Here is a 24515-nt window from a genome sequence, read left to right as displayed (position 1 = left end):
TGAAATCCATAGGGTATAGATATTATCCCTGATCCTCTATTTTCATTTTATTACGGCGAGAACGGGACATTAAAAACCCGATCCATAATACTCCCACCCAGAATGGCATCAGGATAACTGAAATACGGATGCTATCCATCATCAAAATAATGACAAGTATAAAAGCAAGGAAAACCAGGCACAGATAATTACCGAATGGATACCAAAACGCCTTAAATGACGGCTCTATCCCCTGTTTAACTTTTTCTGCCCGGAATTTTAAATGCGCCATACAGATCATGACCCAATTAATCACCAACGTTGTTACCACTAACGCCATTAATAACTCAAATGCTTTGCCCGGCATCACATAATTAATCAATACGCCAATGGACGTTGCCAAAGCAGACATGACAATGGCTCTGATAGGAACACCACTTTCATTAACTTTTGTCAACATTCCAGGAGCATTGCCTTGTTTTGCTAAACCGTACAGCATCCGACTGTTGCAATACACACCGCTGTTATAAACGGACAACGCGGCTGTTAGGACAACAATATTCAGAATGTTAGCCACCCAGAAACTATCCAGGTTATGAAAAATCATAACAAATGGGCTTTCACCTTCAACGACATTGCCCCACGGATAAAGCGACAATAACACAGTCAGAGAACCAATATAGAAAATCAATATTCTGTATACCACCTGATTGGTGGCCTTAGGAATGCTGATACGTGGATTTTCCGCTTCTGCCGCGGTAATACCCACCAATTCCAATCCACCAAAAGAGAACATGATTACAGCCATTGCCATAATAAGGCTGAAGATCCCATTAGGCATAAAGCCACCATGCTGCCAAAGGTTAGTAATGCTGGCCTGGGGCCCGCCATTTCCGCTGACTAACAGGTAAGAACCAAAAACAATCATACAGATAATTGCGGTCACTTTAATGATGGAAAACCAAAATTCTGTTTCACCATATAACCGGACATTAATTAAATTTACCGTATTGATTAAAACAAAGAAGACGGTTGCAGAAACCCAGGTTGGAATATCAGGCCACCAATAGTGAATGTACATTCCCACAGCCGTTAATTCAGCCATTCCGACCAGAGTAAACATCGCCCAATAATTCCAGCCTGATAAAAACCCGGGAAAATCGCCCCAATATTTATACGCAAAATGACTAAACGACCCCGCTACAGGCTCCTCGACTACCATCTCTCCTAGCTGACGCATAATCAGAAATGCAATAAAACCTGCGATAGCGTATCCTAAAATTACGGAGGGGCCTGCCATTTTTATAGTTTGTGCAATACCGAGAAACAACCCAGTCCCGACAGACCCCCCCAAAGCAATAAGTTGAATATGCCGGTTTTTTAAACCGCGTTTAAGTGTTGACCGCTGCGATTGTCCTGCCATCTTGTCCTCTTGATACAACTTCTATCTTGTTATTAGTGGGAAAACAACCGCTTCCCCTTATCTGCTTTATTCAAAGCAAACAAAACACTAGCTTTAAAGGGTGGATATCGAAGATATATGTTAGCACAGATATATGATGGGAAAATGGCTGATGAGTATCAGCAACTAATCAGAAAGGCAGATATCGAGTCACAGAACAAATACCTGAATCAAACTGTTCCCCCTGATCACAATAGCTATCCAAAGCTAACAGGTACAAGAACAGACATATTCCAAGTAATACTAAGATTGCAATGGTTTTTTTTATGTCCAATTCTATTTCCTTCAAGTTCGGTCAGAACGCAATACGTTAAGAATAAAGTTGAAAAATGATATTTTACAACAATGAAACAAGAAAAATATTCATCCTGTGCTTTCATTGTGAAAAAATCGAACCGGCAGCAGTATGCATGCTAACAACATATCAGAACGCATTTAAACAAATACTAACCATGTGGATTCTATTCACTATAACAAAAAAATCAATTGTCACATTCAGTTACAATTTAAATCGTTATGTCAAGGCTTTGTCATATTTAGAAAAAGTTGTGTATACTTCCTTTCACTTTCAACCAGAACAAAATTGTTAATGCCACAGGATAATCACTTAGCACTTGTATGTGCTCTCAGCAAATGGATTGAGAATCACCTTGGCCGGGTAATCCACCTGGAAGAACTGGCAACTTACTCCGGTTACTCGCTTTGGCACATGCAGAAAATATTCAAGGAAGTCACCGGAATTTCTCTTGGTAAATATATCCGCCAGCGACGCCTGGCCGGCGCTGTTCATCTTTTGAGAAACAGCGCTTTGCCTATTTTTGATATCGCCTTAGATTTCGGCTTTGGCTCTCAGTCTCATTTCACTTATATGTTCCGCAAAGAGTATGGCATAACTCCCTATGATTTCCGGCAGAATCCAGAGATTGAGCTCGAAGTTAAATTACCTCTGCATTTCACTACTAACTGTTCGTGACACGGTAACTAAAGAACAACATTGAAACGGGCAATTATCCAACAAATTCAACCGTGCTTTCCGGCGAAAGACAAAGAGCTTCAACCTTTGTGTTCTGACCTTTTATTTGATGCCAGACACAATTTATTTGATGCCAAACACAATACTTCCCTTAACAAGGCTCTCTGAGTTTCATGGTTAGATGGACAGAGAGCTCTGTCGAATTTTTTAACGGCACTTAGTTTCCGTTAACATGAATTTGAAAAATGGACAAACTTTATTCTTATTCTTGTTCTTTGTCATACTGAATTAAATAAATCAGTACCAGAATGATAGTGATAAAAAAATGGAAAGCATTAGACACACCGTCCCACTGTTTGGACATCCACATCCCAAACCATTCGCCACCAATTGTCATAAATGCCACCTGCCAAGTCAAGAATCCCAAGGTCAGACCCGCTATCGCAATAGATTTCTTTTTATTAAAGACAGCAGCGTTAGATTTTAAATTTACCAGCAAATGAATACCGCCAATCCAACATAACACTGCCGTTAAAGTTTCTAAAGAAATAATGACAATATAACCAATGTGGTGTAGCACCGGCGAATAAATTGCACGATAGGTAATAGTTGTATCTGGAAAAACGGTGTCCATCATTAATACATGCTGTACAAATACGAAATTAGTCGCATAGTCTGTAATATTGCCAAAAGCCGCTAATGTCGCAAACAAAGCTATTGCAAAAATCATCAAAGTCTTAGATAAACGAATAATCATTTGTCAAGTCCTCAAAGAATGGTTTTAGCACCGAAAAGATCATAAAGAACACAAACTATACCCTATGGATTTCAAGGTGCATCGCGACGGCAAGGGAGTGAATCCCCGGGAGCATAGAAAGAGGCAACTTGAAAGATAACGGGTATATCATATAATCTAACAATCATCACTCTATTTCCACATATCTAATCATAGAATGACGTTTAAAATATTTTCATCTAAAATCTGACTGATATTTTTCTGTTCATACTATCATTAGATCAGTTATTATCTGATCTATTATTATTTACCTGACTATTATTTATGAACGATTCTCTAGCTGGTTCAATAAAAAGCTATTTCAGCCAAAAATTAAGTAGAAAAGATTATATTATTAGCTTTATTAAAATATCCGTTATTTTAGGAATATTAATCTTTCTCTCTGGTTACCTAGCAGAAAACAATTATGCCGCCTACATGAAATATGAGTTATCAGTGTGGTTGTATATGATCTCTATTGGCCTATGGGCAATGTGCTCCTTCGCTACGGTTTACTATTTAATCATGAAAACAGCTTACAGATTCAATGACGTAGGGCTATATGGCTGGCTAATCTCTATTTTTATTTACCTGTGCAGTGTGTTACCAAACTATTTTCCCGACAAAATAATAATGTATTCACCCTTTATCAGCCTAATTGGGATTATTCTTGCATTTATTCTGCCAGGAGGAAAAAATCATAATAAAGAGTAATATTTTCTCCATATCGCTAAAATTTCATTTAATCTGACTATTACTTAAAATAGTAATAGTCATTATAAAATAAAGCGACGATTATTTATATACACTGGATATTTTATTACTTAGCCATCACTGCTATTTCTCACCATAATCTACTTTAAAATAGCAACAATTGGAAAGATGTGATCGACAACTGCCGAGGTAAGGTTGTTACTACAGGTTAAAACAAAGTGAAGAAAAGTTCGAAGAATAGATCATGAAAATTTATAGAGTTTATGAGAAAAACTATGCCATAAAAGTCACTCCAATAAAGTTCTTTCTATGGCACGATCTCACAAGATAGTGAAAACTATTTTTTATATTTCTCAACCAGAGCCAGAGCTATTGATTCAGTTTGTGCATCAGGATTACCACTGATGTCATCTGGCCTGAAATGCATCTGGAATGCACTGATAGTCTTACGAGTATCTTCATCAAGCACACCGGTTTGTGGAATGGTGTAGCCATATTTAGCCAATGTCTTCTGGATTAACTCAACAGAAGCACCATCATGCCATTTTCTGCCAGCCATATATTTTTCAACGGTTGCATCTTCAGGCCATGCACCAATACCTTGCTCTGCCAAATTCTTCCAAGGGAAAAGTTTGCCTGGATCATACTTTCTCAAAGGTGCAATATCACTGTGACCAACGACATTAATAGGTTCAATGCCATAACGTTGAATAATATCTTTCGCCAAACGCGTTAATAGATCGATCTGTTGCTCGTTAAACGGATACCACTCTTTCTCAAGTAGCATTTCCGTAAATCCTTTATTAACAATTTCAATGCCAATCGAAGTGTCATTCAAGTCTTTCCGACCATTCCATCCACTAACACCAGCATGCCATGCCCTCTTATCTTCAGGAACCAGTTGTAGAATAACAGGCTTTCCTCTCACATAATTCGGTAACGATGGGATCAAATAATGAGCACTAACACCGCCCTGAGTGAGTATACGTAAAGAATCTTTATCATCAACAGCGGTATAGTGGAACACCAAAAACCTTACTCTGTCATTTTGACCTTGCGAAGGAAAAGAGCTATCAACTTTATAAGCGCCCCGATCTTCCAAGCTGGAACACCCCGCCAATAGCATAAATAAGCCAACCAATATGATCTTCTTCATCATTTCCCTGTCCCATCTATTAATTGAAAGCAGGATAATAACACAAAGAAATTAAATGAATACAAAATAAAATTTATGTTTTATATGATTTTTTCATAAAACTATCGGTTTTGTTCTTGGCATAAAGCACAAATGAAGATGCCTTATTCCCATAACTTAGATGGAAATAAGGCAAAAATAACAAATGAAACGTGAAAGGCTGTCAGCCGCTATATTGTTAAATCGTACTAACCATACTTTGTTCTAGCATTTCACTTGTGACCAGCCGCTTGGTTCGATTTGGCAAGATTTGCCGTTTCTTCCCAAATACCAACTTCGACCTTTTTCTGAATTTCAGGATACTGATTAATATCAAATGTCGGTAACTTACCGACACGTCTCTGTTGGTTGTAATCTTTTGCGAGTTTAAATGCGACGCCAGAAAGCAACAAGATAGCGGTCAGATTGGTAATTGCCATCAATGCCATAGACAAATCAGCCATTTTCCAAACTAAAGGCAATTCAGCCAACGCACCAAACATCACCATACCCAATGCCGCCAGACGTAAGATCATCAAGCCCGCAGTATGATTACGTTCAAGGAATACGATATTGCTTTCAGCATAAGCATAATTCGCAATGATTGATGTGAATGCGAAAAAGAAGATAGCCAGTGCAATAAATTCAGATCCCCAATCACCGACAGCGGAAGACAATGCCCGCTGAGTCAATTCTATCCCACTTATTCCTGAAATATTGCCATCAAGCACACCCGATGACAGGATGATAACAGCAGTAGCGCTACAGATAACCAGAGTATCCATAAAAACACCTAGCATTTGCACATAACCCTGAGATGCTGGATGAGGAGGATATGGAGAAGCAGAAGCAGCAGCATTGGGTGCTGACCCCATCCCGGCTTCATTTGAAAACAACCCGCGTTGAACACCTTGTGTCATCGCCTGTGCAACACCATAACCAACGGTTCCTGCAACTGCTTCCTGCAAACCAAATGCGCTTTTGAAAATCAATGCAAACACTTCCGGCATTCGTTCAAAGTTATGCCCGACGACCCAGAACGCCAAAATCAGATAAGCTATCGCCATAAAAGGGACAACTAATTCTGCAACCCGAGCAATAGAGCGCAAGCCACCAAAAATAATGGCCCCGCTAAGGATCACCAAACCGATGCCGACATACAAAGGATCAAAATTAAATGCAAAAGCAGCAGCCTGAACAATGGAATTTGCCTGAACAGCATTAAATACCAGACCAAAAGCAATAATCAGAAATATGGAGAACATAACGCCCATCCAGCGTACTCCAAGCCCCTTTTCCATATAGTAGGCCGGACCACCGCGGTAATTCCCCTTATCGTCTTTTGTCTTGTACAGCTGGGCAAGTGTACTCTCAATAAAAGAGGTTGCCATTCCAATCAGAGCAACCATCCACATCCAAAAAATGGCGCCAGGCCCACCAGCCGTTAAGGCGATTGCCACACCAGTAAGGTTACCGGTACCAACCCGTGCTGCTAAGCTGGTACACAGAGCCTGGAATGATGAAATACCTGCACTGTCAGATTTTTTACTGTTTTTCAATACTGAAAACATGTGCCCAAAATGACGGATCTGTATAAAACCTGTGCATATAGTGAAGTAAATACCAGCCCCAAGAAGAAGATAAATCAATACGGAGCCCCAAAGGATACTGTTAAAAAAGCTAATTAGTTCCGTCAAGATATTTTTCCCCTTAAATTAGTAAACCCAGTCTGACCATAAAATCGTATCCGGCAGAATTCATTGCGCTTAATATGCCTTTATAATTAACAAGTAACACAATGCTGTATAAAAGAACACAGAGATACTGGTCAGAAAAACGCTATGAATGTAACACAAGTTTGAAATTAATGTGTAATGTTTACTGACCTTTTTACATTATCCATCAGATTAAATGAATGTTTGGTGTACTGTTTTTGACTGATAGTTAATAGATATGTCATTCAATCGACTATTGCCCGTCAGTCACTTCATACACTTTTGGCTATGCCTCCTATCAGTGATTCACAACAAGCTGTGACTCATAACAACTGCATATATGAAACCCGTTACTCTAGCCCTCACACAAGTAAAAGAAGTTCTACCAATGAACCGCTTGTTAATTAAATCAACAACCTATTAATATCAAGAAAAAAAATTCAAAAATAAGATATTGTGATTAATTTTGTGAGCAGATTATCAGCTTTAACAAAAAAATCATCATTAATTTAGGAAATTTCGCATAGTGACATTTATCACATAAAACATTAAAAATCAAAAAGATAAAAAAACTCTCTTATCGGATCACTATGAAATACCAACACATATACTCAATGTAGAAAATATCACCCCAATAAATAACATAACGAATAAACATCTCAACCTATATCTGACATTTATCTGTAGGCTTCCTCAATCACAAGAACAAATGATATTTTTCCCTCAGCTATTTGTGTTAAGTTATCATTAATATTAAAAAGTTTTTAACGAATGTTCACTACTTCTTTATTTGATTATAACGAATACATTTCCGCTTATTTATCTATTCTCTGAATATATTCAAATATATATCTAATCGTTCCCATTATTCTATTCTCTATAAGATGATTGTCTAATATTTCCACAATCGGATTAAAATAAAACAACAATAAAGCCGAGATAATAAGATCCTTTTTTACAAAAGATCGAACAGTACTTTGATTACCTGCCAGATAGACCAAACCTTTAACAAAATTTGTAGAAAATTTGCTGAATGAGCAACAGAATTCTAAGTAAAATCGGGTACACTGCAAACCCAAATCACACCTATACCCTATGGATTTCAAGATGCATCGCGACGGCAAGGGAAAAATCCCCTGGAGCATAGCGAACGATGTGACCGGAGTGACCAAGTGCAGCCAACAAAGAGGCAACTTGAAAAATAACGGGTATAAACATCAAAATCCTCTCAACACAGTGACATGATCAATCGCCATCTCATTAGACTATAAAAACAACAGGCTTACCCCAACGATACATAGTTAAAACCAACTTTTACTTTACATTATATTAACATTATGTTTTAATTACATTAAAATATTATTTTATATTAAAACTATATTGTGAAAAATATGAAAAAACTTCTCTCATATGCAACATAAAACTGGATCTTTTATTATCTACTGCTAATATTTTCATTTGTTATCTTTTACAAAAAAAATATGTTTATGAAGTTAATATTGTATAAATATCTCACTTTTATTCTAAATGCATAATTTAAACAATATACGTTGAGGTTATGAATGATGTTAAGAAGAAAAAGGAAGAATCCCACTGATAACAATTTACCTATAAGAGTCTATCGTGGGAGGTCTAAATATGAATATCACCCTCCATCAGGAGGTTCAATATCCATTTGTTGTTTAAGTTCACCATTATCTGTCGTTTGGGAGGAATATGAAAAAATTCTTAACAAGGAAAAACAATAACTAAATAATAATATTTCAAATATTATACAGTAATTACTTTATTTACAGTTATAAAACCAGCGGGAGAACAAACTCCCGTTAGCGGTTTTGCCTAAATATACCAATAATAAAGATTTTTACACGCTATTAAATTAACTATCCAGTTTTAACTTCTCATATCCCCTATGGATTTCAAGATGCATCGCGACGGCAAGGGAGCGAATCCCCGGAAGCATAGATAACTATGTGACTGGGGTGAGTGAGTGCAGCCAACAAAGAGGCAACTTGAAAGATAACGGGTATTATCGTTCATCAAACCAAACTAATCATCCAACGCCTTCTCAAGATAGAAATCTTAAGTCTCCTACTTTGGTTGGCATGAAAACTCTCATCGGATTATTGGAAAAAAATAGCCAAATATTTGCCATAAGTTCGCAATTCCTACCAATTTAGAAAATTGCGAATTACACTTTTAAGTACTAGCAGAGTTTTAAAGCCCTTTTCCCCTACCAGGATCAATAAACATTGTGGTACAAATTTCCAACCCTTTCTTTGAACCGTACAAGTTCTTCTGTTAACGGGGAGTCAAGCCTAAGCATATACGTCACCAGTTTAGGAATACCACCAGCGAATGGTCTTATAGCAACGTCGCCGTCGCCATGCCGAGCCAAGTTGATCTGTGACTCTCCTGCCACACCAATCCCATACCCGGCAGCCACTAAAGTTAACAAGAGATCAAAACTGGCAACCTTTTCGGAGATATATGGAACTAACTTTGCATTTTGGAATATAGACAGAACTTGTTTCAGAAATCCCTCGTGAGTTTCCTGACCACAGACAATCAGTGAATAGCGCAAAAATTCATTCAGCTGCAATTCTTTATATGCCAAAAGCGGATGCCTAGCGGGAATAACCGCCACCAACGAATCATACCAAGCCGGTATTGCGATGATGCCATCTCGCACTATCGTAGATTGAGCGAATCCCACATCAAAAAGGTTATCACGTAATCCATTCATGTGTTGAGCTAAAGGTACCTCGTGTAAACGAATATCCGTCTCCGGCTCGTCCTCACGACATTTTGCTAACAGCTCGGCTAATTTGGATGGTGTAACGCCATCAGATAACGCAATACGAAGCTGACTATGGAATCCGGCCGCAACCGCTTTCACACTATCACGAACCTGACCGAGTACTGAAAAGATGCGAGGAGTTTGCTCCAGTAAAATTTCCCCTGCACGTGTGAGCCGGGTATTCCTTGTAGTACGTACGAATAACATCGTACCAAGATCGTCTTCCAATTTTTTGATTATTCTTGATAACGGTGATTGTTCTATATGCAGGCGTTCCGCAGCTCTAGCAAAATGTAATTCTTCTGCTACTACTATAAAACACTGTAAATGTCGTAACTTCATATATATGTAACCTCAATCTTTCACTAAACAGACTTATGCCTATTCTTTCTAAACGCTTCTTTAATTTGAATTTGTTCTTTCAGATCATCTAAATACGTTCAGCTTTAATTGGTATTGTCCCGTAGGTTAGATCAGGGGTGACATCTCCCATTATTATAAATGCCAAATTACATAAAACCTCCTTTGAGTAAACATGAAATAACCGCTCAATAGTTAGCTATCTAGATACCCCTAAATTCATTAATTTATTTAATCAATATTTACCAAACTGTACGTCAATACATTTACAATAACAATAAATAAAGCTCACTCTTCCCTTAACTATACCCATTCCCTAGAAAGCCAATTATTAAATATTCATATAAAAAACCGAAAAAACGGCCAAACAGATCCGACTGAATGCACGATTTCACCAATAACTAAGTGGAACCAGAAAATAGGATACCAATATCAGCTTACCTGATTAAGACCTAAAAGGTCTTAAAGATGACTGCAAAGGACATGATACCCACCATTATTTTATTTAGAATTCAGATAGTAAGAAGTTAAATATCGATCCGTTAAATGGAAATATGCGTTTCTCCAAACGGATCATAATGAACCATTTAGTTACAATAACGAGGTGCCTATGCCGACGGTGGAACCAGGAGACTTGGAAGTTGCCACACATGGATTTGCCGATGGAATATCCATGCAATTAGCAAAAAAGCGCGCATTACACGGACCCAATGAGGTTCTAACCAAAACAGAACTTAACCTTATTATAGATGAAGCTGCTATATCATTCGGAGAATTCCTGACTGCTCTTGGCGTTGACTGGAAAAATGATCCTAACTCAAAAGACACACCGAGACGTGTTGCAAAGGCTTATGTTCTTGACCTATGGAAAGGCCGATACAAACCAATGGGACCCATCACTACATTTCCGGCAGATAACTACGATGGCATTGTATTCGACGGCTGGATAGCGCTCGATTCCATGTGCTCTCACCATCATCAAGCAATCAGTGGCTATGTTCACGTTGCCTATATGCCAAGTCAATACGGGCGTGTTCTTGGCTTGTCAAAGTTAAATCGAATAGTCGAACATTTCGGCAGACGTGGGCTCATACAAGAACGGTTAACAGCAGCAATCCACAATGCTGTAAACCAAGTATGTGAAAGAAACCAAGGCGTCGCAGTATTAGTCGATGCATCGCATAATTGTGTACGTTGCAGAGGTGTACGCCACCAGAGAAGCCGTATGAAGACACAAATGTTTTCAGGTGCATTCGCTGAAGCTGATTCACCGGCAAAACAAGAGTTCTATGAATTGATTAGAGGTATTGCATGACAATTCAATATATTACTCGCAAAGGCTCTTTTGATTCCGCTCATCGCGTAATGAATGAAAGGGTCAAATGCTTCAATATCCACGGACACACTTATCTGTATGAACTTACTTTCTCATTTGAACAGATGCAACCAATTGGATACGCGATAGATTTCAAAGAGATAAAGCGCATAGGTGCCGCATGGATTGATGAGTTTCTGGATCACGCCTCAATTCTTAATCCCAAGGATGCAGACTTCATATCCGCTGTTCATGCTACACGCAGTAAATTCCGACTGATGAGCTTAAATCGTCATGGGGAGTACTGTAATCCAACAGTTGAGAATATTGCCAAAGAAATATTCCTCACTATGGAGGTTCTTTTTAATGAATGGGATAACCTAAAAATTCATCACATCAGACTCTATGAAACACCCAATTGTTTTACAGATTGCAATGCCGAGTCGATTCATGAAGAAGAACGCAGCGCATTTCTCAGTCAACGGTTTGAGGAACTCAAAGCTTATTCACAGGCAATGGGCCGGTTTGAATATGACTCAAGAAATGTTGTGACATCCGATTCTACTCATGAGCGCTTATAAAGTAATGAATCACGATGAATGAGGGTTGACGAATATGGACAGCGATATCTTACGGACATCTCTACTAATACGAGAAACGGAAGAAGCATTGTTACGTCTTTATTCCACTGGAGAGCTCCATGGAACAGTGCATACATGCATTGGGCAAGAGTTAACAGGCGCAATAGTATGCAAGTTTCTGAAAAAAAATGACTGGGTATTCTCCAATCATAGATGTCACGGCCACTTTCTTTCACGGACAGGCGATGTTACAGGACTGATCGCAGAGGTGATGGGAAAAGAAACCGGCGTGTGTGGAGGCCGTGGAGGAAGTCAACATCTATGCAAAGAGGGATTTTTTTCTAACGGGATTCAAGGCGGGATCTTACCGGTAGCAACCGGGGCAGCTTTCGCCAAGAAGTTACGCCATGATAATTCCATCTCAATAGCGTTTATCGGAGATGGCACTCTCGGAGAGGGTGTCGTATATGAAGTATTAAATATCGCAGCAAAGTGGGATCTACCACTATTGATCGTGTTAGAAAACAATCAATACGCACAATCTACTCATATATCAGAAACATTATCAGGCAGCATAAGCAAACGCGCACAGGCTTTTGGAATGAGATATGCGAAATCTGATGTTTGGAATTGGGAACATCTGATAGCTGAGACAGAAGAGCTGATAAATTATACTAGAAACCAAAGGCACCCCGCTTTTCTACAAATCGATGCTTACCGTCTCAAAGCTCACTCCAAAGGAGACGATCTAAGAAACATAGATGAAATCGAACACTTTAATACTATTGATCCCATCAATGTCATTCTGCGTGAGCATGCTGCTGAATTGGAGACAGAAGTCGCCGGAGTTCAAGAAAGAGTAAATGATGCAATAAGAAAGGCAAAACAGGCTCGCTCATCACCGTTTTACAGCGCTGAAACACAATTGCAATCGAGATCTTCCACATTTCATCCTCTACCCAGCCAAGGGTCTAAGATTCGGCTATCCCGTGCAATCAATAAGGCATTTTTGGAAATCATGGAACTGGATAAAAATATCCTGTTCATAGGAGAAGACGTGAAAGCACCTTATGGCGGCGCATTTAAGATATCCGATGGCCTATCCGATAGCTTTCCCGGACAAGTCATAAATACCCCCATTTCCGAAAGCGCTATTGTCGGCATCGGATGTGGGCTCGCCATGCATGGATATTGTCCTTTTGTGGAAATCATGTTCGGCGACTTCTTGACTTTAGCGTTTGACCAAATATTGAATCACGCAGCCAAGTTCAGGGACATGTACAACGATCAGGTGAAAGTTCCATTAGTGATCCGGACACCAATGGGCGCTGGCCGCGGTTACGGACCTACCCATAGTCAAACTCTGGAAAAGCATTTCATGGGAATACCAGGTCTGACGATACTGGCAATTAACAATCTTATCGATCCGGCAATAGTCTATAAAACACTTGCAAAACAGGAGGAAGGTCCTGTCCTTCTTATTGAAAATAAAATCCTCTATACCAAGAGCATTCGAAATGCTCCATTGGGGTTCACAAGCTATGCCTCTGACGATCCATTCCCAGCGGTCGTTGTAAGCCCTCTGTCAACAAACGTCGACGTTGTAATCTTCGGTTATGGTGGGCTGAGCGATCTACTGGTGGATGTAGCAGAAGAACTTTTCGTAGAACACGATGTGATTGCTCAAGTTATCTGCCCACTCCAGATATATCCGAATACGCATATATCCTTTCCCCGACAAATTTAAAATTAGCTGACGATATCAGCAATATTTGGCAATCACAGCTTGAATGCCAAGTAGTGAATCCATCGGACAATTTCTTCAAACTCGGCGGTGACTCGATGAAGGCTGCCCACACGATATCGCAAGTCGCGGCTCATATTGCCGTTGCTGTACCTCTGCGATTGCTTTTCGAAAACCCCACCCTTCAAAAATTCACCCAGCAAATTATACAGTTGATTGATGAAACACCACAAAACATTGACGATCTTTTACCTGCGTCGCCGGATAACTACGCTACACTCTCTCTTCAACAAGAGAGATTACTCAAATTATGCGCTGATGGAGATCCCTCTGACTATAACCTTTTCCGCGCTTATCGGCTCACTGGTCATCTCGATAGAGAGGCATTAAGGCAAGCACTACATCACCTAACAAAACGACACGAAATCCTTCGTAGTCGATTCGATTGGACCACCGCTTCATTTATTGGGTACTTTGAAGAAGATGCCGATCTGCCAATTGAGATAATTGACCTTTCTGCAATAGCCAAAGAAGATCAAGACGAACAATTAATGTCCACCTTACAACGTAATTCACAATGTATCTGGAATGTAGGCGACTGGCTGTTTCACGTAAGCCTGATTCTTCTCAAAGCAGACGAGCAGGTTTTAACACTCTGTCTACATCACTTGATTGCAGATGGTGAGTCTATTCGAATTCTCGCTGCCGAATTATCAACTTTCTATGCCCATGCGTACGGTGACAAATCAGTCGATTTGCCAAAAGATCTACAACGACAATATCGCCACTATGCTAACTGGCAACAACAATATATCCGTGATGTATCTGTAAAACGTCAAATAAGTTACTGGAAACATAAAATGGAAGGTGCACCTTCCCTACTCGCTCTCCCTATATGCAATCAATCAGAAATCTATCAAACAAGATGTTCCGCATCAGAAGTGTTTCAGATCCCACAAGAGATTGGTGTCCTTGAATTCAGCCGCCATATAGGAGCCACACCCTATACGATTCTTATGTCAGCTTGGGCAATTGTTCTTTCCCATTATTCATCCCAACAAGAAGTCGTTATTGGCACCGCGGCGGACAACAGACAACCGGAATATGGAAACAACCTCGGTTTCTTTGCAAACAATTGGGCTGCACGCATATTCGTTGAAGATACACAAGAATTCACATTACTGACTGAATCGATACGCCGAATCACTCTGGATGCAAAGGATAATATTGATTGGCCTTTCGGCACGATTGCCGATGCACTCGCGCCTCCTGAAAAACCCAAAGTACGATCACGCATCTTTCAGGTCATGTTAATCATGCTTCCCAACGCAAAATTGACCTTACGAAACATCGAGATCATACCCGTGAACTTAGATATAGGGCGTGGCAGAGAACCTTTTGACGGTACAGTTTTAGATATGACGCTATGGATATCTGTAGAGCATGAAAATATATGTGCAAAGCTAGTATATAACGTTGATCTCTTTCAAGAGAAAACAGTGAAATCCATAGTTCGATCATTCACAGCAGTCCTTCGGAAAGCATGCTCGGAGAGCAGTATTACGCTGCTTAAACTTAAAGATACTTGTGAAACCATTGAGTAATCAAGCATGATACCAGCACAAGAATTACACCGATTAGCACACGAAGCATTAAATCGTCAAGATTTCGAACACTGCGCCAAATATTGTTACACACAGCTCAAGGCTGCAAATGAACCGTATTGTCTGCAAGATGAAATCACTCTAGATTGTATTTATATGCTACTGTTTATACATGACATTTATAATCAACAATGCCATCTCCCTTTCACTGAGAAATGGACAAGACATGATCTATTCTCCTTGGCAGAAACTTATTATACTAAGAAAATATCACTTGATACGCATATTAAGCTGAAAGTTCTCAAAGGAAAGTACCTCGCCAATACAAAATCATCACAAGCAGCAATCTTGGCGATACAAGATGCAATCATTTTGGCTGAAAACAGTTGTACCCCCTATATCAAAGCCCTTGCATTAGCTGAATTAGGCCACAAAACCATGAAAATCAGCCTTAAGCACGGGAGAGAATTGATCCGGCAAGCCCACGATATCCTGCATCAAAGTCCAATAAGTCATGAACTGTCATTGGAAAACCAAAGGTATATCCATTTTATTTCTTCGATACATGGAGTTTGCGAGTTCGATTTTGGAAACTACGAAGCAGCTATGAAACATCTGTCCAGAGTTTACGAGTCAAGCCTGCACCTCGGCATCAAATTCGACATTTCCATCTTCTGCAACTACCTAGCACAAGTCCATATCAGTCTAGGAGATTATGAAACCGCTGAGTCGCTTCTACTCAGCAGCCTTGAATATTTCATCCCTGAGAAAACGCCACACGCATGGAATGCGAATAATCGTGCACTCCTTGGCAAGGTCTATATGGAGTGGGGAAAATATGACAAGGCACGTGAACACCTCATAACAGGGTGGAAAGAGAGCAGATTGGCTCGCAACTTACCTTTAATAACGCTTGTCAGAAATTACTATGCAGAATTTCTTTTACAACGAGAAAGTAGTCCGTCCAAACAAAATATCTCCTTGGCCGAAGAAATCTTGCAGGAAAATATCTCTGAAGCACACCAAGCAGGAATATATCGTAGCAAAATTCTTTCTTTATCGCTTATGGGACAAATTTCCCTCAGCCGAAATGACTTTGACGCTGCCAAAAAATATAGCCAATCTGCTATTGATATGCTCATTCGCATGGGATGGCTACCCGCTCTCCGTACACAGGAGATCTACATGAACCACTATACCGTAGCAATCAGCTGTGGAGATATGGAGCAGGAAAAATACTGGTTATCAGAAGCTTATAATGTGGTAATGAGTATAGCTCGTCGTATTCTTGATGATACCAGACGCCTTTCATTTTTGAATCGGGTAAAAATCAATGAAATGATTGTTCACAAATATATGGAAACTTAATTTATCTGTATTCGTGAGATCTACTTTAATTACGGAAAATCAATATGAAAAATGAACATTCTACATCAATGCGAAAGCGACGAGTTGCACTGATCACGGGGGCTGCCAGAAGATTAGGCGCTGTTATCGCAAAAACATTGCATGCTGAGGGATTCAATATAGTGGCACACTGTAATACATCCCAATTAGAGGCCAACGAACTCGTTCAGGAATTAAATTCGATACGAGCCCACTCTACAATATCCGTGCAAGCCGATTTGAGTGATTTACGCAATTGTGAACCCGTCATAAATGCAACAATAAGCGAATGGGGACAATTGGATATATTAGTCAATAATGCCTCAACCTATTACCCAACAGAAATTGGATCTGTTTCCCATAGCCAATGGAATGATTTGGTCGATATTAACCTAAAAATACCGTTTTTTCTGATCCAAACTGCCATGCCTTGGCTGCATCAGGTTCGTGGGAACATAGTCAATATTGTAGATATCAATGCTCAGCGTCCTCTAAAAGGATATCCTGTCTATTGTGCTGCAAAAGCGGGCCTTGCACTACTCACAGAAGCACTCGCTTTAGAGTTAGCCCCAAATATCCGGGTGAATGGCGTCGCTCCGGGAACTATCATGTGGCCTGAAAAGAGTAATAAATTGGATGATAGCGAAAAACTCACTACTTTGAAAAAAATCCCCCTTGGCCGAATTGGTGATGGCAAAGACATCGCTGAGGCGGTACGATTTCTTGCAATTTCAGAGTATGTTACAGGTCACATCATCAGGATAGATGGCGGTGCAATACTTTCCAGATAAAAATTCCACTCTAGCAACATACGGTTTCATGATGGAATAAGTGTCAGGTGATTTAATTTTTTGCGAGTAAATATGATATGAAGCACGAAAAAGTCATAGCAGCAGTGGCAATTGGAAGTAATCTTAGTCAGCCTTATTACAACTTGTTAGCAGCAGAAAATTATTTGCTGGCATTGAGGGAAAGTACAAACTTCCGATTTAGTCCGATATATAAAACAGCACCGATTGACAGTACAGGGGCGCCAGACTACTTGAATGCCGTTGTTGTCTTTGAGACATCGCTCCCACCGGTAGTTTTGCTCACCGAGTTGCTAAGTATTGAAACTCTCAACGGCAGGAAACGCTCGTTTGTCAATGCTCCTCGAACGCTGGATCTTGATTTACTCTTATACGGGGATAAGATTATATCTACGGAGAACCTGATTGTTCCTCATCCGAGGTTTCATAAGCGCTTCTTTGTTTTGACACCACTCAATGACTTATTACCTGAAACACAACATCCACTCCTTAAAGCATCGATTAATGAACTTGAGCAAAGATTGCAAACACTTTATGAAAAAGAAAAATACATATCTCATTTCGACCAAACATTTCGATCTGTTTCTACTAACATTCATTAGAAAAGGGGCAAAAACAACACATTGTTATCAATCAAATTTCTGTGTATTAACATGAATGATTCATAAATATAGTTTCATAATAATGGGTTATTAGAGCAAAAAAATTCAACACAGCTCAGACCGTTTCAGTGTGAGCTGGAAAACACCGTAGCAAAAGGCGATGAAAAAGGGAGGAAATAATGGATAGAAGAATGAGTTAGCAGTAACTTGCAAGAGGTTGCAAGTTACTGGATAACAGCCGCCGCCTTAAAAATATATTCTTTGAATAGCAACGCCAGCGCCGCAGCAACAATAAACCATTGAAGTCGATCAAATTTACCTTCAAGTTTATCAAAACGTTTATCTATGGATTCAATACGCTTATCCATAACATCGAAGCGTTTATCAATAGATTCAAAGCGTCTATCTATTAATTCGAATTGCTTATCAATAGATTCAAAGCGTTTATCAAGTGATGCAAAGTTAACTTCGGTCTCACGGCGCAGATTATCAACATTTTCCTGAGTTGCAAGATGTTGCATATTCTGCCCTCGATGTAAGAGAGCATTCAGTACATCACTCGTGTTAAACTCTATTTTTTTATCATCTGAGCCACTCATTTTTTACTCCCTTTCCCTATTAGACAGAACGAATATTAATCTCAGTATATACCTGTTATCTTTCAAGTTGCCTCTTTGTTGGCTGCACTCGCTCACCCCGGTCACATAGTTACCTATGCTCCCGGGGATTCTCTCCCTTGCCGTCGCGATGCATCTTGAAATCCATAGGGTATACACTCACTGGCAAAATTTAGAAAACCCCACGGAAGCATTAACTACCGTGAAGTTTTCGTAAGATGACAGATTACATATGCTGAATAATCGCGTCACCAAATTCACTGCATTTCAGCAGCTTAGCGCCTTCCATCAGACGTTCGAAATCATAAGTCACGGTCTTCGCCGCGATCGCGCCTTCCATACCTTTCACGATCAGATCTGCGGCTTCTATCCACCCCATGTGACGCAGCATCATTTCAGCGGAAAGAATCACAGAACCTGGGTTCACCTTATCCTGACCGGCATATTTAGGTGCTGTACCATGAGTCGCTTCAAACAGAGCACATTCATCACCGATGTTTGCTCCCGGAGCGATACCAATACCACCAACCTGAGCAGCTAGTGCATCAGAAATATAGTCACCATTCAGGTTCATACAGGCGATAACATCATATTCAGCAGGACGCAGCAGAATCTGTTGTAAAAACGCATCTGCGATGACATCTTTGACAATGATCTCTTTACCGTTTTTCGGATTCTTAATTTTTACCCAAGGACCACCATCCAACAGTTCACCGCCGAACTCTTCACGAGCAAGCTGATAACCCCAATCTTTGAAAGCACCTTCGGTGAACTTCATAATGTTGCCTTTGTGAACCAGAGTGACAGATTCACGGTCATTATCAATTGCGTATTCGATGGCAGCACGAACTAAGCGTTTAGTGCCCTCTTCAGAACAGGGTTTCACACCGATACCACATTGCTGTGGGAAACGGATTTTATTTACGCCCATCTCTTCTTGCAGGAATTTGATCACTTTATCCGCTTCAACAGACCCCGCTTTCCATTCAATACCGGCGTAAATATCTTCCGCGTTTTCACGGAAAATAACCATATCGGTCAATTCAGGTTGTTTGACCGGGCTTGGCGTTCCCTGGTAATAACGAATAGGACGAAGGCAAACATACAGATCTAATTGCTGGCGCAATGCTACGTTCAGAGAACGAATACCGCCACCAACCGGCGTCGTCAGAGGACCTTTAATGGCGACGCGATATTCACGGATCAGATCCAACGTTTCATCCGGCAACCAAACATCTTTACCGTATACATGAGTCGATTTTTCACCGGTGTAGATTTCCATCCAGGAAATTTTACGCTCACCCTGATAGGCTTTCTGAACCGCTGCATCAACAACTTTCAACATTGCAGGGGTAACATCGACACCAATCCCATCCCCTTCGATATAAGGGATGACCGGGTTATTCGGAACAACCAGTTTACCTTTAGCGTCGACTGTTATTTTTTTACCTTCCGCCGGAATAACTACTTTGCTTTCCATTAACCTCTCCTTTCAAGTAAGCGTAATACCTTGTTAATTTTTTGTAAGGGACGTGTCAATACTACTTGAATATTCTGCGAACGCCAATTGATAGCAGACTAATGTATAATACCCCTTCCATTTTATTCAGTGATCTATAATGACAAATTTCGCTATTAAAAAACACAAACTTAACCGATTCAGCCAAAGAAAAATATCGCATTCTGTCAAAAAACCAACAGTACCTCGTCGAGTGTTGATATTTAACAAACCCTATGATGTTTTACCCCAATTCACTGATGAAATGGGCAGAACAACGTTAAAAGATTTTATCCCGTTCCCTAATGTGTATGCTGCCGGGCGTTTAGATCGTGACAGTGAAGGATTATTAATTCTGACGAATGACGGTAAACTTCAAGCACAGCTAACCCAACCGAATAAAAAAACAGCCAAAGTTTATTATGTGCAAGTTGAAGGCGTTCCAGATGAAATCTCTCTCGATAAGTTACGCAATGGCATCATATTAAAAGATGGGCCTACCCTACCCGCAGGTGTCGAGTTAGTTCATGAACCGACATGGCTTTGGAATCGCCATCCACCGATTCGTGAACGTAAAAATATTCCGGTAAGCTGGTTAAAAATAACACTTTATGAAGGCCGAAATCGTCAAGTGCGCAGAATGACAGCACATATCGGTTTTCCTACACTTCGGCTGATTCGTTTTAGTATGGGAAACTTACAATTAGGCAAGATGAAACCCGGAGAATGGAAGGAGATCAATTTTGTTTAGCCCCCACATCACAGTTGCCTGTGTTGTCCATGCCCAGAATAAATTCCTGGTAGTTGAAGAGACAATTAATGGCAAAGCAGTATGGAATCAACCCGCTGGTCATCTTGAAGCGGGTGAAACATTGTTACAAGCGGCGGAACGCGAATTATGGGAAGAAGCCGGTATTCAGGCTAAGCCGCAAGCACTGCTGAAAGTTCATCAGTGGGTTGCACCAGACGGCACCCCCTTTATCCGTTTTCTGTTTCTGGTTGAAATGGAACAACAAACCGTAACCCATCCACAAGACCATGATATTGACAGTTGCCATTGGGTTACAGCAGAGCAAATATTCAGTAGCCATTATCTTCGTTCTCCACTCGTCGCAGAAAGTATTCGCTGTTACCTGCAAAACGAAAAGCATCCTGTCACCCTACTGGATAGTTATGTTTCTCCGTTTATTTAATAACAAAACAGTGATACGTTTGATGCACCCCGATTTGCAACGTGTTAAAGTACGGCGCTTGTTTTTTTCTCCAGTGAGATTCCCATGTCAGATAACAGCCAGAAAAAAGTCATTGTCGGCATGTCCGGCGGTGTAGATTCCTCCGTTTCCGCCTATTTGCTACAACAGCAAGGTTATCAAGTGGCTGGCTTGTTCATGAAGAATTGGGAAGAAGATGATGATGAAGAGTACTGTTCAGCCGCGACTGATCTGGCTGATGCCCAATCCGTTTGCGATAAGTTGGGCATCGAACTTCATACCGTCAACTTTGCTGCCGAATATTGGGATAATGTTTTCGAACATTTTCTTTCTGAATATAGAGCAGGCAGAACACCTAACCCAGATATTCTATGTAACAAAGAAATTAAGTTTAAAGCATTTCTGGAATTTGCTGCTGAGGATTTAGGCGCGGATTATATCGCAACAGGTCATTATGTTCGCCGCAGAGATATTAACGGTAAAAGCCAATTATTACGTGGGCTAGATAACAATAAAGACCAAAGCTACTTCTTATACACGTTGAGCCACCAGCAAATTGCTCAAAGCCTATTTCCGGTCGGTGAACTGGAAAAACCGGAGGTCCGTCGTATTGCTGAAAAAATTGGTCTGGTGACGGCAAAGAAAAAAGATTCCACCGGTATCTGTTTTATTGGCGAGCGCAAATTCCGTGACTTCCTTGGCCGTTATTTACCAGCCAAACCAGGCCCGATTATGACAGTAGATGGAGAATCCCTTGGTGAACATCAGGGGCTGATGTACCACACGCTGGGTCAACGTAAAGGTCTGGGAATCGGTGGAACGAAAGAAGGCAGCGAAGAGCCGTGGTATGTCATAGATAAAGACGTTCAGAACAACATCCTGATCGTGGCACAGGGGCATGAACACCCCCGTTTAATGTCTACCGGCCTTATTGCTCAGCAACTTCACTGGGTTGACAGACAGACATTAACTGAAGAAATCCATTGCGTCGTCAAAACACGTTATCGTCAGCAAGATATTCCTTGCACTGTCACCCCCATAAACGAAGATAAAATAGAAGTCCGTTTTGCTAACCCTGTCGCCGCAGTCACCCCCGGCCAATCAGCCGTCTTTTATCAGGGTGAAATTTGTCTTGGCGGTGGAGTGATCGAACAACGTTTGCAGGAGTAATTGTGGCAAAGAATTATTACAACATTACACTAGCGCTGGCGGGAATTTGCCAGTCAGGTCGCTTGGTACAACAACTTTCTCATGAAAACCAGTGTGATACTGATGCTGTTGCCACTATGGTTAATAGCATTTTAAACACCAACCCGGCATCTGTTTTAGATGTGTTCGGCAATCATGAACGCAATCTGAAAATTGGTCTGAACGCAATGCTAGGGATGTTTAATAGCTCTAACAATGGTATTTCTGCCGATCTCACCCGCTATATCTTGAGTCTGATAGCATTGGAGCGCCGGCTAATTAAAAATCAGGCAGCTTCCGATGCATTGGGTAACCGTATCAGTTTACTAGAACGTCAACAGGCATATTTCGAACCCATGTCAGAAGGGATGTTCAATGCGCTGGCCGGTATTTATGTCGATGTTATCAGCCCATTAGGCCCACGAATCCAAGTAACTGGTTCCCCTGATATTCTGCGCAATCCACTTGTACAAGCGAAAGTCCGGGCTATTCTACTGGCTGGCGTCCGTTGTGCGGTCTTATGGCAACAAGTTGGCGGTGGTCGCTTGCAATTAATGTTTTCTCGTCAACGCCTGATCCAACAGGCGAAAGATATTCTTTCTCATTGTTAAATAAAATCCGGGAGTTGCTACCAATGGAATTATCCTCACTGACTGCTGTTTCTCCAATCGATGGCCGTTACGGCGATAAAGTCAGCGCATTACGTACCATTTTTAGTGAGTTTGGCTTACTGAAATTCCGCGTGCAGGTTGAAGTACGTTGGCTGCAAAAACTGGCAGAATGTGCTGAAATTAAAGAAGTTCCCGCTTTTGATACAGACGCAAACGCTTACCTGAATGAAATTATCGCAAATTTCAATGAGCAGGATGCAATGCGTATTAAAACTATCGAACGCACCACTAATCACGATGTCAAAGCAGTGGAATATTTTCTGAAAGAGAAAGTTGCGCATGTTCCTGCACTACATCAAGTTTCTGAGTTTATTCACTTTGCCTGTACTTCTGAAGATATTAACAATCTAGCTTATGCGCTGATGCTACAAACAGCCCGTGAAGAGGTACTTTTACCCCAATGGCGCCAGATGATTGATACCATCAAAAAAATGGCGAGTGAATATCGAGACTTACCCCTGTTATCTCGCACTCACGGCCAACCCGCCACACCTTCCACGGTTGGTAAAGAGTTTGCCAATGTTGCTCATCGAATGGAACGCCAGTATCGTCAACTGGAACAAGCCGAAATACTCGGCAAAATTAATGGCGCCGTGGGTAACTATAATGCCCATATAGCCGCTTACCCACAGGTTGATTGGCATCAGTTTAGTGAAACTTTTGTGACTTCACTTGGCATCACATGGAATCCATACACGACCCAAATCGAACCCCATGATTATATTGCTGAATTGTTCGATACCATCGCCCGTTTCAACACGATTCTGATCGATTTTGACCGTGACATTTGGGGTTACATCGCACTTAACCATTTCAAACAGAAAACGGTTGCCGGTGAAATCGGTTCTTCCACTATGCCACACAAAGTCAATCCAATTGATTTTGAAAACTCGGAAGGCAATTTGGGGCTGGCAAATGCGGTATTTAGTCATCTGGCAAGCAAGTTACCGATTTCCCGTTGGCAACGAGATCTGACTGATTCAACCGTATTACGCAACCTTGGTGTTGGCCTGGGATATGCTCTGATCGCTTATCAAGCTACGATGAAAGGCTTAAATAAGTTAGAAGTCAATGAGCAACACCTACTGGATGAGCTAGATCAAAACTGGGAAGTGCTTGCTGAACCTATCCAGACAGTAATGCGTCGCTATGGTATCGAAAAGCCTTATGAAAAACTCAAAGAACTTACCCGTGGCAAACGCGTCAATGGTGAAGGAATGAAAACCTTTATCGATGGGCTGGATTTACCGGAAGAAGAGAAAATACGACTGAAAGCCATGACGCCGGCAAATTATATTGGCCGTGCAATTACACTGGTTGATGAATTGAAGTAGTTG

At 40.7% G+C, this 24515-nt stretch carries 25 protein-coding genes; 16 read left to right on the top strand and 9 right to left on the bottom strand.

All coding sequences use genetic code 11. The annotated features are described in order from the left end of the window. Window positions 1-22: 22 nt before the first annotated feature. Window positions 23-1402: an amino acid permease gene (locus ACGF49_RS08195; RefSeq protein WP_387490489.1), complete on the bottom strand. Its 1380-nt coding sequence runs from the start codon at window positions 1400-1402 to the stop codon at window positions 23-25. A gap of 169 nt (window positions 1403-1571) precedes the next feature. Beyond that, window positions 1572-1661 carry a PhoP/PhoQ regulator MgrB gene (locus ACGF49_RS08190; protein ID WP_255417028.1) on the bottom strand — a complete coding sequence of 30 codons (90 nt, stop codon included), beginning with the start codon at window positions 1659-1661 and terminating at the stop codon, window positions 1572-1574. 369 nt (window positions 1662-2030) lie between these two features. On the opposite strand from ACGF49_RS08190, the gene ACGF49_RS08185 reads away from it, so the two are divergent. Further along, window positions 2031-2414 (top strand): helix-turn-helix domain-containing protein, encoded by a 384-nt coding sequence (locus ACGF49_RS08185; RefSeq protein ID WP_112877749.1) that lies wholly within the window; start codon window positions 2031-2033, stop codon window positions 2412-2414. A gap of 262 nt (window positions 2415-2676) precedes the next feature. On the opposite strand, the gene ACGF49_RS08180 is transcribed toward ACGF49_RS08185, so the two are convergent. Then, on the bottom strand, window positions 2677-3171 hold the full coding sequence (locus ACGF49_RS08180) for a DUF2165 family protein (RefSeq protein ID WP_113041087.1): 495 nt from the start codon (window positions 3169-3171) through the stop codon (window positions 2677-2679). Between the two features lie 303 nt (window positions 3172-3474). Here ACGF49_RS08180 and ACGF49_RS08175 point away from each other — a divergent pair, with 303 nt between their 5' ends. Then, window positions 3475-3903, top strand: coding sequence for a DUF805 domain-containing protein (locus ACGF49_RS08175; protein ID WP_113041088.1), 429 nt, complete (start codon window positions 3475-3477; stop codon window positions 3901-3903). A gap of 337 nt (window positions 3904-4240) precedes the next feature. Here ACGF49_RS08175 and ACGF49_RS08170 read toward each other — a convergent pair whose 3' ends face one another. Continuing rightward, window positions 4241-5059 carry an N-acetylmuramoyl-L-alanine amidase gene (locus ACGF49_RS08170; RefSeq protein WP_113041129.1) on the bottom strand — a complete coding sequence of 273 codons (819 nt, stop codon included), beginning with the start codon at window positions 5057-5059 and terminating at the stop codon, window positions 4241-4243. A 251-nt stretch (window positions 5060-5310) separates the two neighbouring features. Then, a complete protein-coding gene (locus ACGF49_RS08165; protein ID WP_113041089.1) occupies window positions 5311-6774 on the bottom strand; it encodes a sodium:alanine symporter family protein in 1464 nt (487 codons plus the stop codon). Window positions 6775-7899: 1125 nt separating this feature from the next. On the opposite strand from ACGF49_RS08165, the gene ACGF49_RS08160 reads away from it, so the two are divergent. Then, window positions 7900-8037, top strand: coding sequence for a hypothetical protein (locus ACGF49_RS08160; RefSeq protein ID WP_158536480.1), 138 nt, complete (start codon window positions 7900-7902; stop codon window positions 8035-8037). 728 nt (window positions 8038-8765) lie between these two features. Then, entirely contained in the window at window positions 8766-8972 is a 207-nt protein-coding gene (locus ACGF49_RS08155; protein WP_146748049.1) for a hypothetical protein, read from the top strand. A gap of 62 nt (window positions 8973-9034) precedes the next feature. On the opposite strand, the gene ACGF49_RS08150 is transcribed toward ACGF49_RS08155, so the two are convergent. Next, window positions 9035-9934, bottom strand: coding sequence for a LysR family transcriptional regulator (locus ACGF49_RS08150; protein ID WP_113041090.1), 900 nt, complete (start codon window positions 9932-9934; stop codon window positions 9035-9037). Window positions 9935-10562: 628 nt separating this feature from the next. On the opposite strand from ACGF49_RS08150, the gene folE reads away from it, so the two are divergent. The 7 genes from folE to folK all read left to right on the top strand — a co-directional run bounded on the left by folE (window position 10563) and on the right by folK (window position 17993). Continuing rightward, entirely contained in the window at window positions 10563-11267 is a 705-nt protein-coding gene (gene folE, locus ACGF49_RS08145; RefSeq protein ID WP_011147013.1) for a GTP cyclohydrolase I, read from the top strand. Beyond that, window positions 11264-11848, top strand: a complete 585-nt coding sequence (locus ACGF49_RS08140) for a 6-carboxytetrahydropterin synthase (protein ID WP_011147014.1) — start codon at window positions 11264-11266, stop codon at window positions 11846-11848. Before folE ends, ACGF49_RS08140 begins: the two co-directional genes overlap by 4 nt. 34 nt (window positions 11849-11882) lie before the next feature. Further along, a complete protein-coding gene (locus tag ACGF49_RS08135; RefSeq protein WP_229015643.1) occupies window positions 11883-13595 on the top strand; it encodes a dehydrogenase E1 component subunit alpha/beta in 1713 nt (570 codons plus the stop codon). Next, the gene (locus ACGF49_RS08130; RefSeq protein WP_387490565.1) at window positions 13541-15196 is read left to right on the top strand and encodes a condensation domain-containing protein; all 1656 of its coding nucleotides are present in this window, start codon (window positions 13541-13543) and stop codon (window positions 15194-15196) included. Before ACGF49_RS08135 ends, ACGF49_RS08130 begins: the two co-directional genes overlap by 55 nt. A gap of 6 nt (window positions 15197-15202) precedes the next feature. Continuing rightward, a complete protein-coding gene (locus tag ACGF49_RS08125; RefSeq protein WP_113041093.1) occupies window positions 15203-16564 on the top strand; it encodes a tetratricopeptide repeat protein in 1362 nt (453 codons plus the stop codon). A gap of 44 nt (window positions 16565-16608) precedes the next feature. Then, complete coding sequence (locus ACGF49_RS08120) at window positions 16609-17373, top strand: pteridine reductase (RefSeq protein ID WP_205068526.1); 765 nt, start codon at window positions 16609-16611, stop codon at window positions 17371-17373. A 77-nt stretch (window positions 17374-17450) separates the two neighbouring features. Then, complete coding sequence (gene folK / locus ACGF49_RS08115; protein WP_113041094.1) at window positions 17451-17993, top strand: 2-amino-4-hydroxy-6-hydroxymethyldihydropteridine diphosphokinase; 543 nt, start codon at window positions 17451-17453, stop codon at window positions 17991-17993. A 224-nt stretch (window positions 17994-18217) separates the two neighbouring features. On the opposite strand, the gene ACGF49_RS08110 is transcribed toward folK, so the two are convergent. From ACGF49_RS08110 to icd, 3 genes are all read right to left on the bottom strand, one after another. After that, window positions 18218-18592, bottom strand: a complete 375-nt coding sequence (locus tag ACGF49_RS08110) for a hypothetical protein (RefSeq protein WP_113041095.1) — start codon at window positions 18590-18592, stop codon at window positions 18218-18220. 3 nt (window positions 18593-18595) lie between these two features. Further along, window positions 18596-18769 carry a hypothetical protein gene (locus ACGF49_RS08105; RefSeq protein WP_158536481.1) on the bottom strand — a complete coding sequence of 58 codons (174 nt, stop codon included), beginning with the start codon at window positions 18767-18769 and terminating at the stop codon, window positions 18596-18598. A 67-nt stretch (window positions 18770-18836) separates the two neighbouring features. After that, the gene (gene icd, locus ACGF49_RS08100) at window positions 18837-20090 is read right to left on the bottom strand and encodes an NADP-dependent isocitrate dehydrogenase (RefSeq protein WP_387490478.1); all 1254 of its coding nucleotides are present in this window, start codon (window positions 20088-20090) and stop codon (window positions 18837-18839) included. A gap of 139 nt (window positions 20091-20229) precedes the next feature. Here icd and rluE point away from each other — a divergent pair, with 139 nt between their 5' ends. The 5 genes from rluE to purB all read left to right on the top strand — a co-directional run bounded on the left by rluE (window position 20230) and on the right by purB (window position 24512). Further along, window positions 20230-20859 carry a 23S rRNA pseudouridine(2457) synthase RluE gene (gene rluE / locus ACGF49_RS08095; RefSeq protein WP_113041097.1) on the top strand — a complete coding sequence of 210 codons (630 nt, stop codon included), beginning with the start codon at window positions 20230-20232 and terminating at the stop codon, window positions 20857-20859. After that, complete coding sequence (locus ACGF49_RS08090) at window positions 20852-21301, top strand: NUDIX domain-containing protein (RefSeq protein ID WP_113041098.1); 450 nt, start codon at window positions 20852-20854, stop codon at window positions 21299-21301. Before rluE ends, ACGF49_RS08090 begins: the two co-directional genes overlap by 8 nt. 84 nt (window positions 21302-21385) lie before the next feature. Further along, window positions 21386-22489, top strand: coding sequence for a tRNA 2-thiouridine(34) synthase MnmA (mnmA, locus tag ACGF49_RS08085; RefSeq protein WP_387490474.1), 1104 nt, complete (start codon window positions 21386-21388; stop codon window positions 22487-22489). Between the two features lie 2 nt (window positions 22490-22491). Further along, window positions 22492-23118: a high frequency lysogenization protein HflD gene (gene hflD, locus ACGF49_RS08080; RefSeq protein WP_112894185.1), complete on the top strand. Its 627-nt coding sequence runs from the start codon at window positions 22492-22494 to the stop codon at window positions 23116-23118. 23 nt (window positions 23119-23141) lie between these two features. Beyond that, on the top strand, window positions 23142-24512 hold the full coding sequence (gene purB, locus ACGF49_RS08075) for an adenylosuccinate lyase (protein ID WP_228901143.1): 1371 nt from the start codon (window positions 23142-23144) through the stop codon (window positions 24510-24512). The last annotated feature ends 3 nt before the right edge of the window (window positions 24513-24515 follow it).

The organism is Photorhabdus sp. RM96S (assembly GCF_042879335.1).
In the GTDB taxonomy this organism is placed as follows: domain Bacteria; phylum Pseudomonadota; class Gammaproteobacteria; order Enterobacterales; family Enterobacteriaceae; genus Photorhabdus; species Photorhabdus kayaii.
This window is presented reverse-complemented; position numbering and strand designations above follow the sequence as displayed.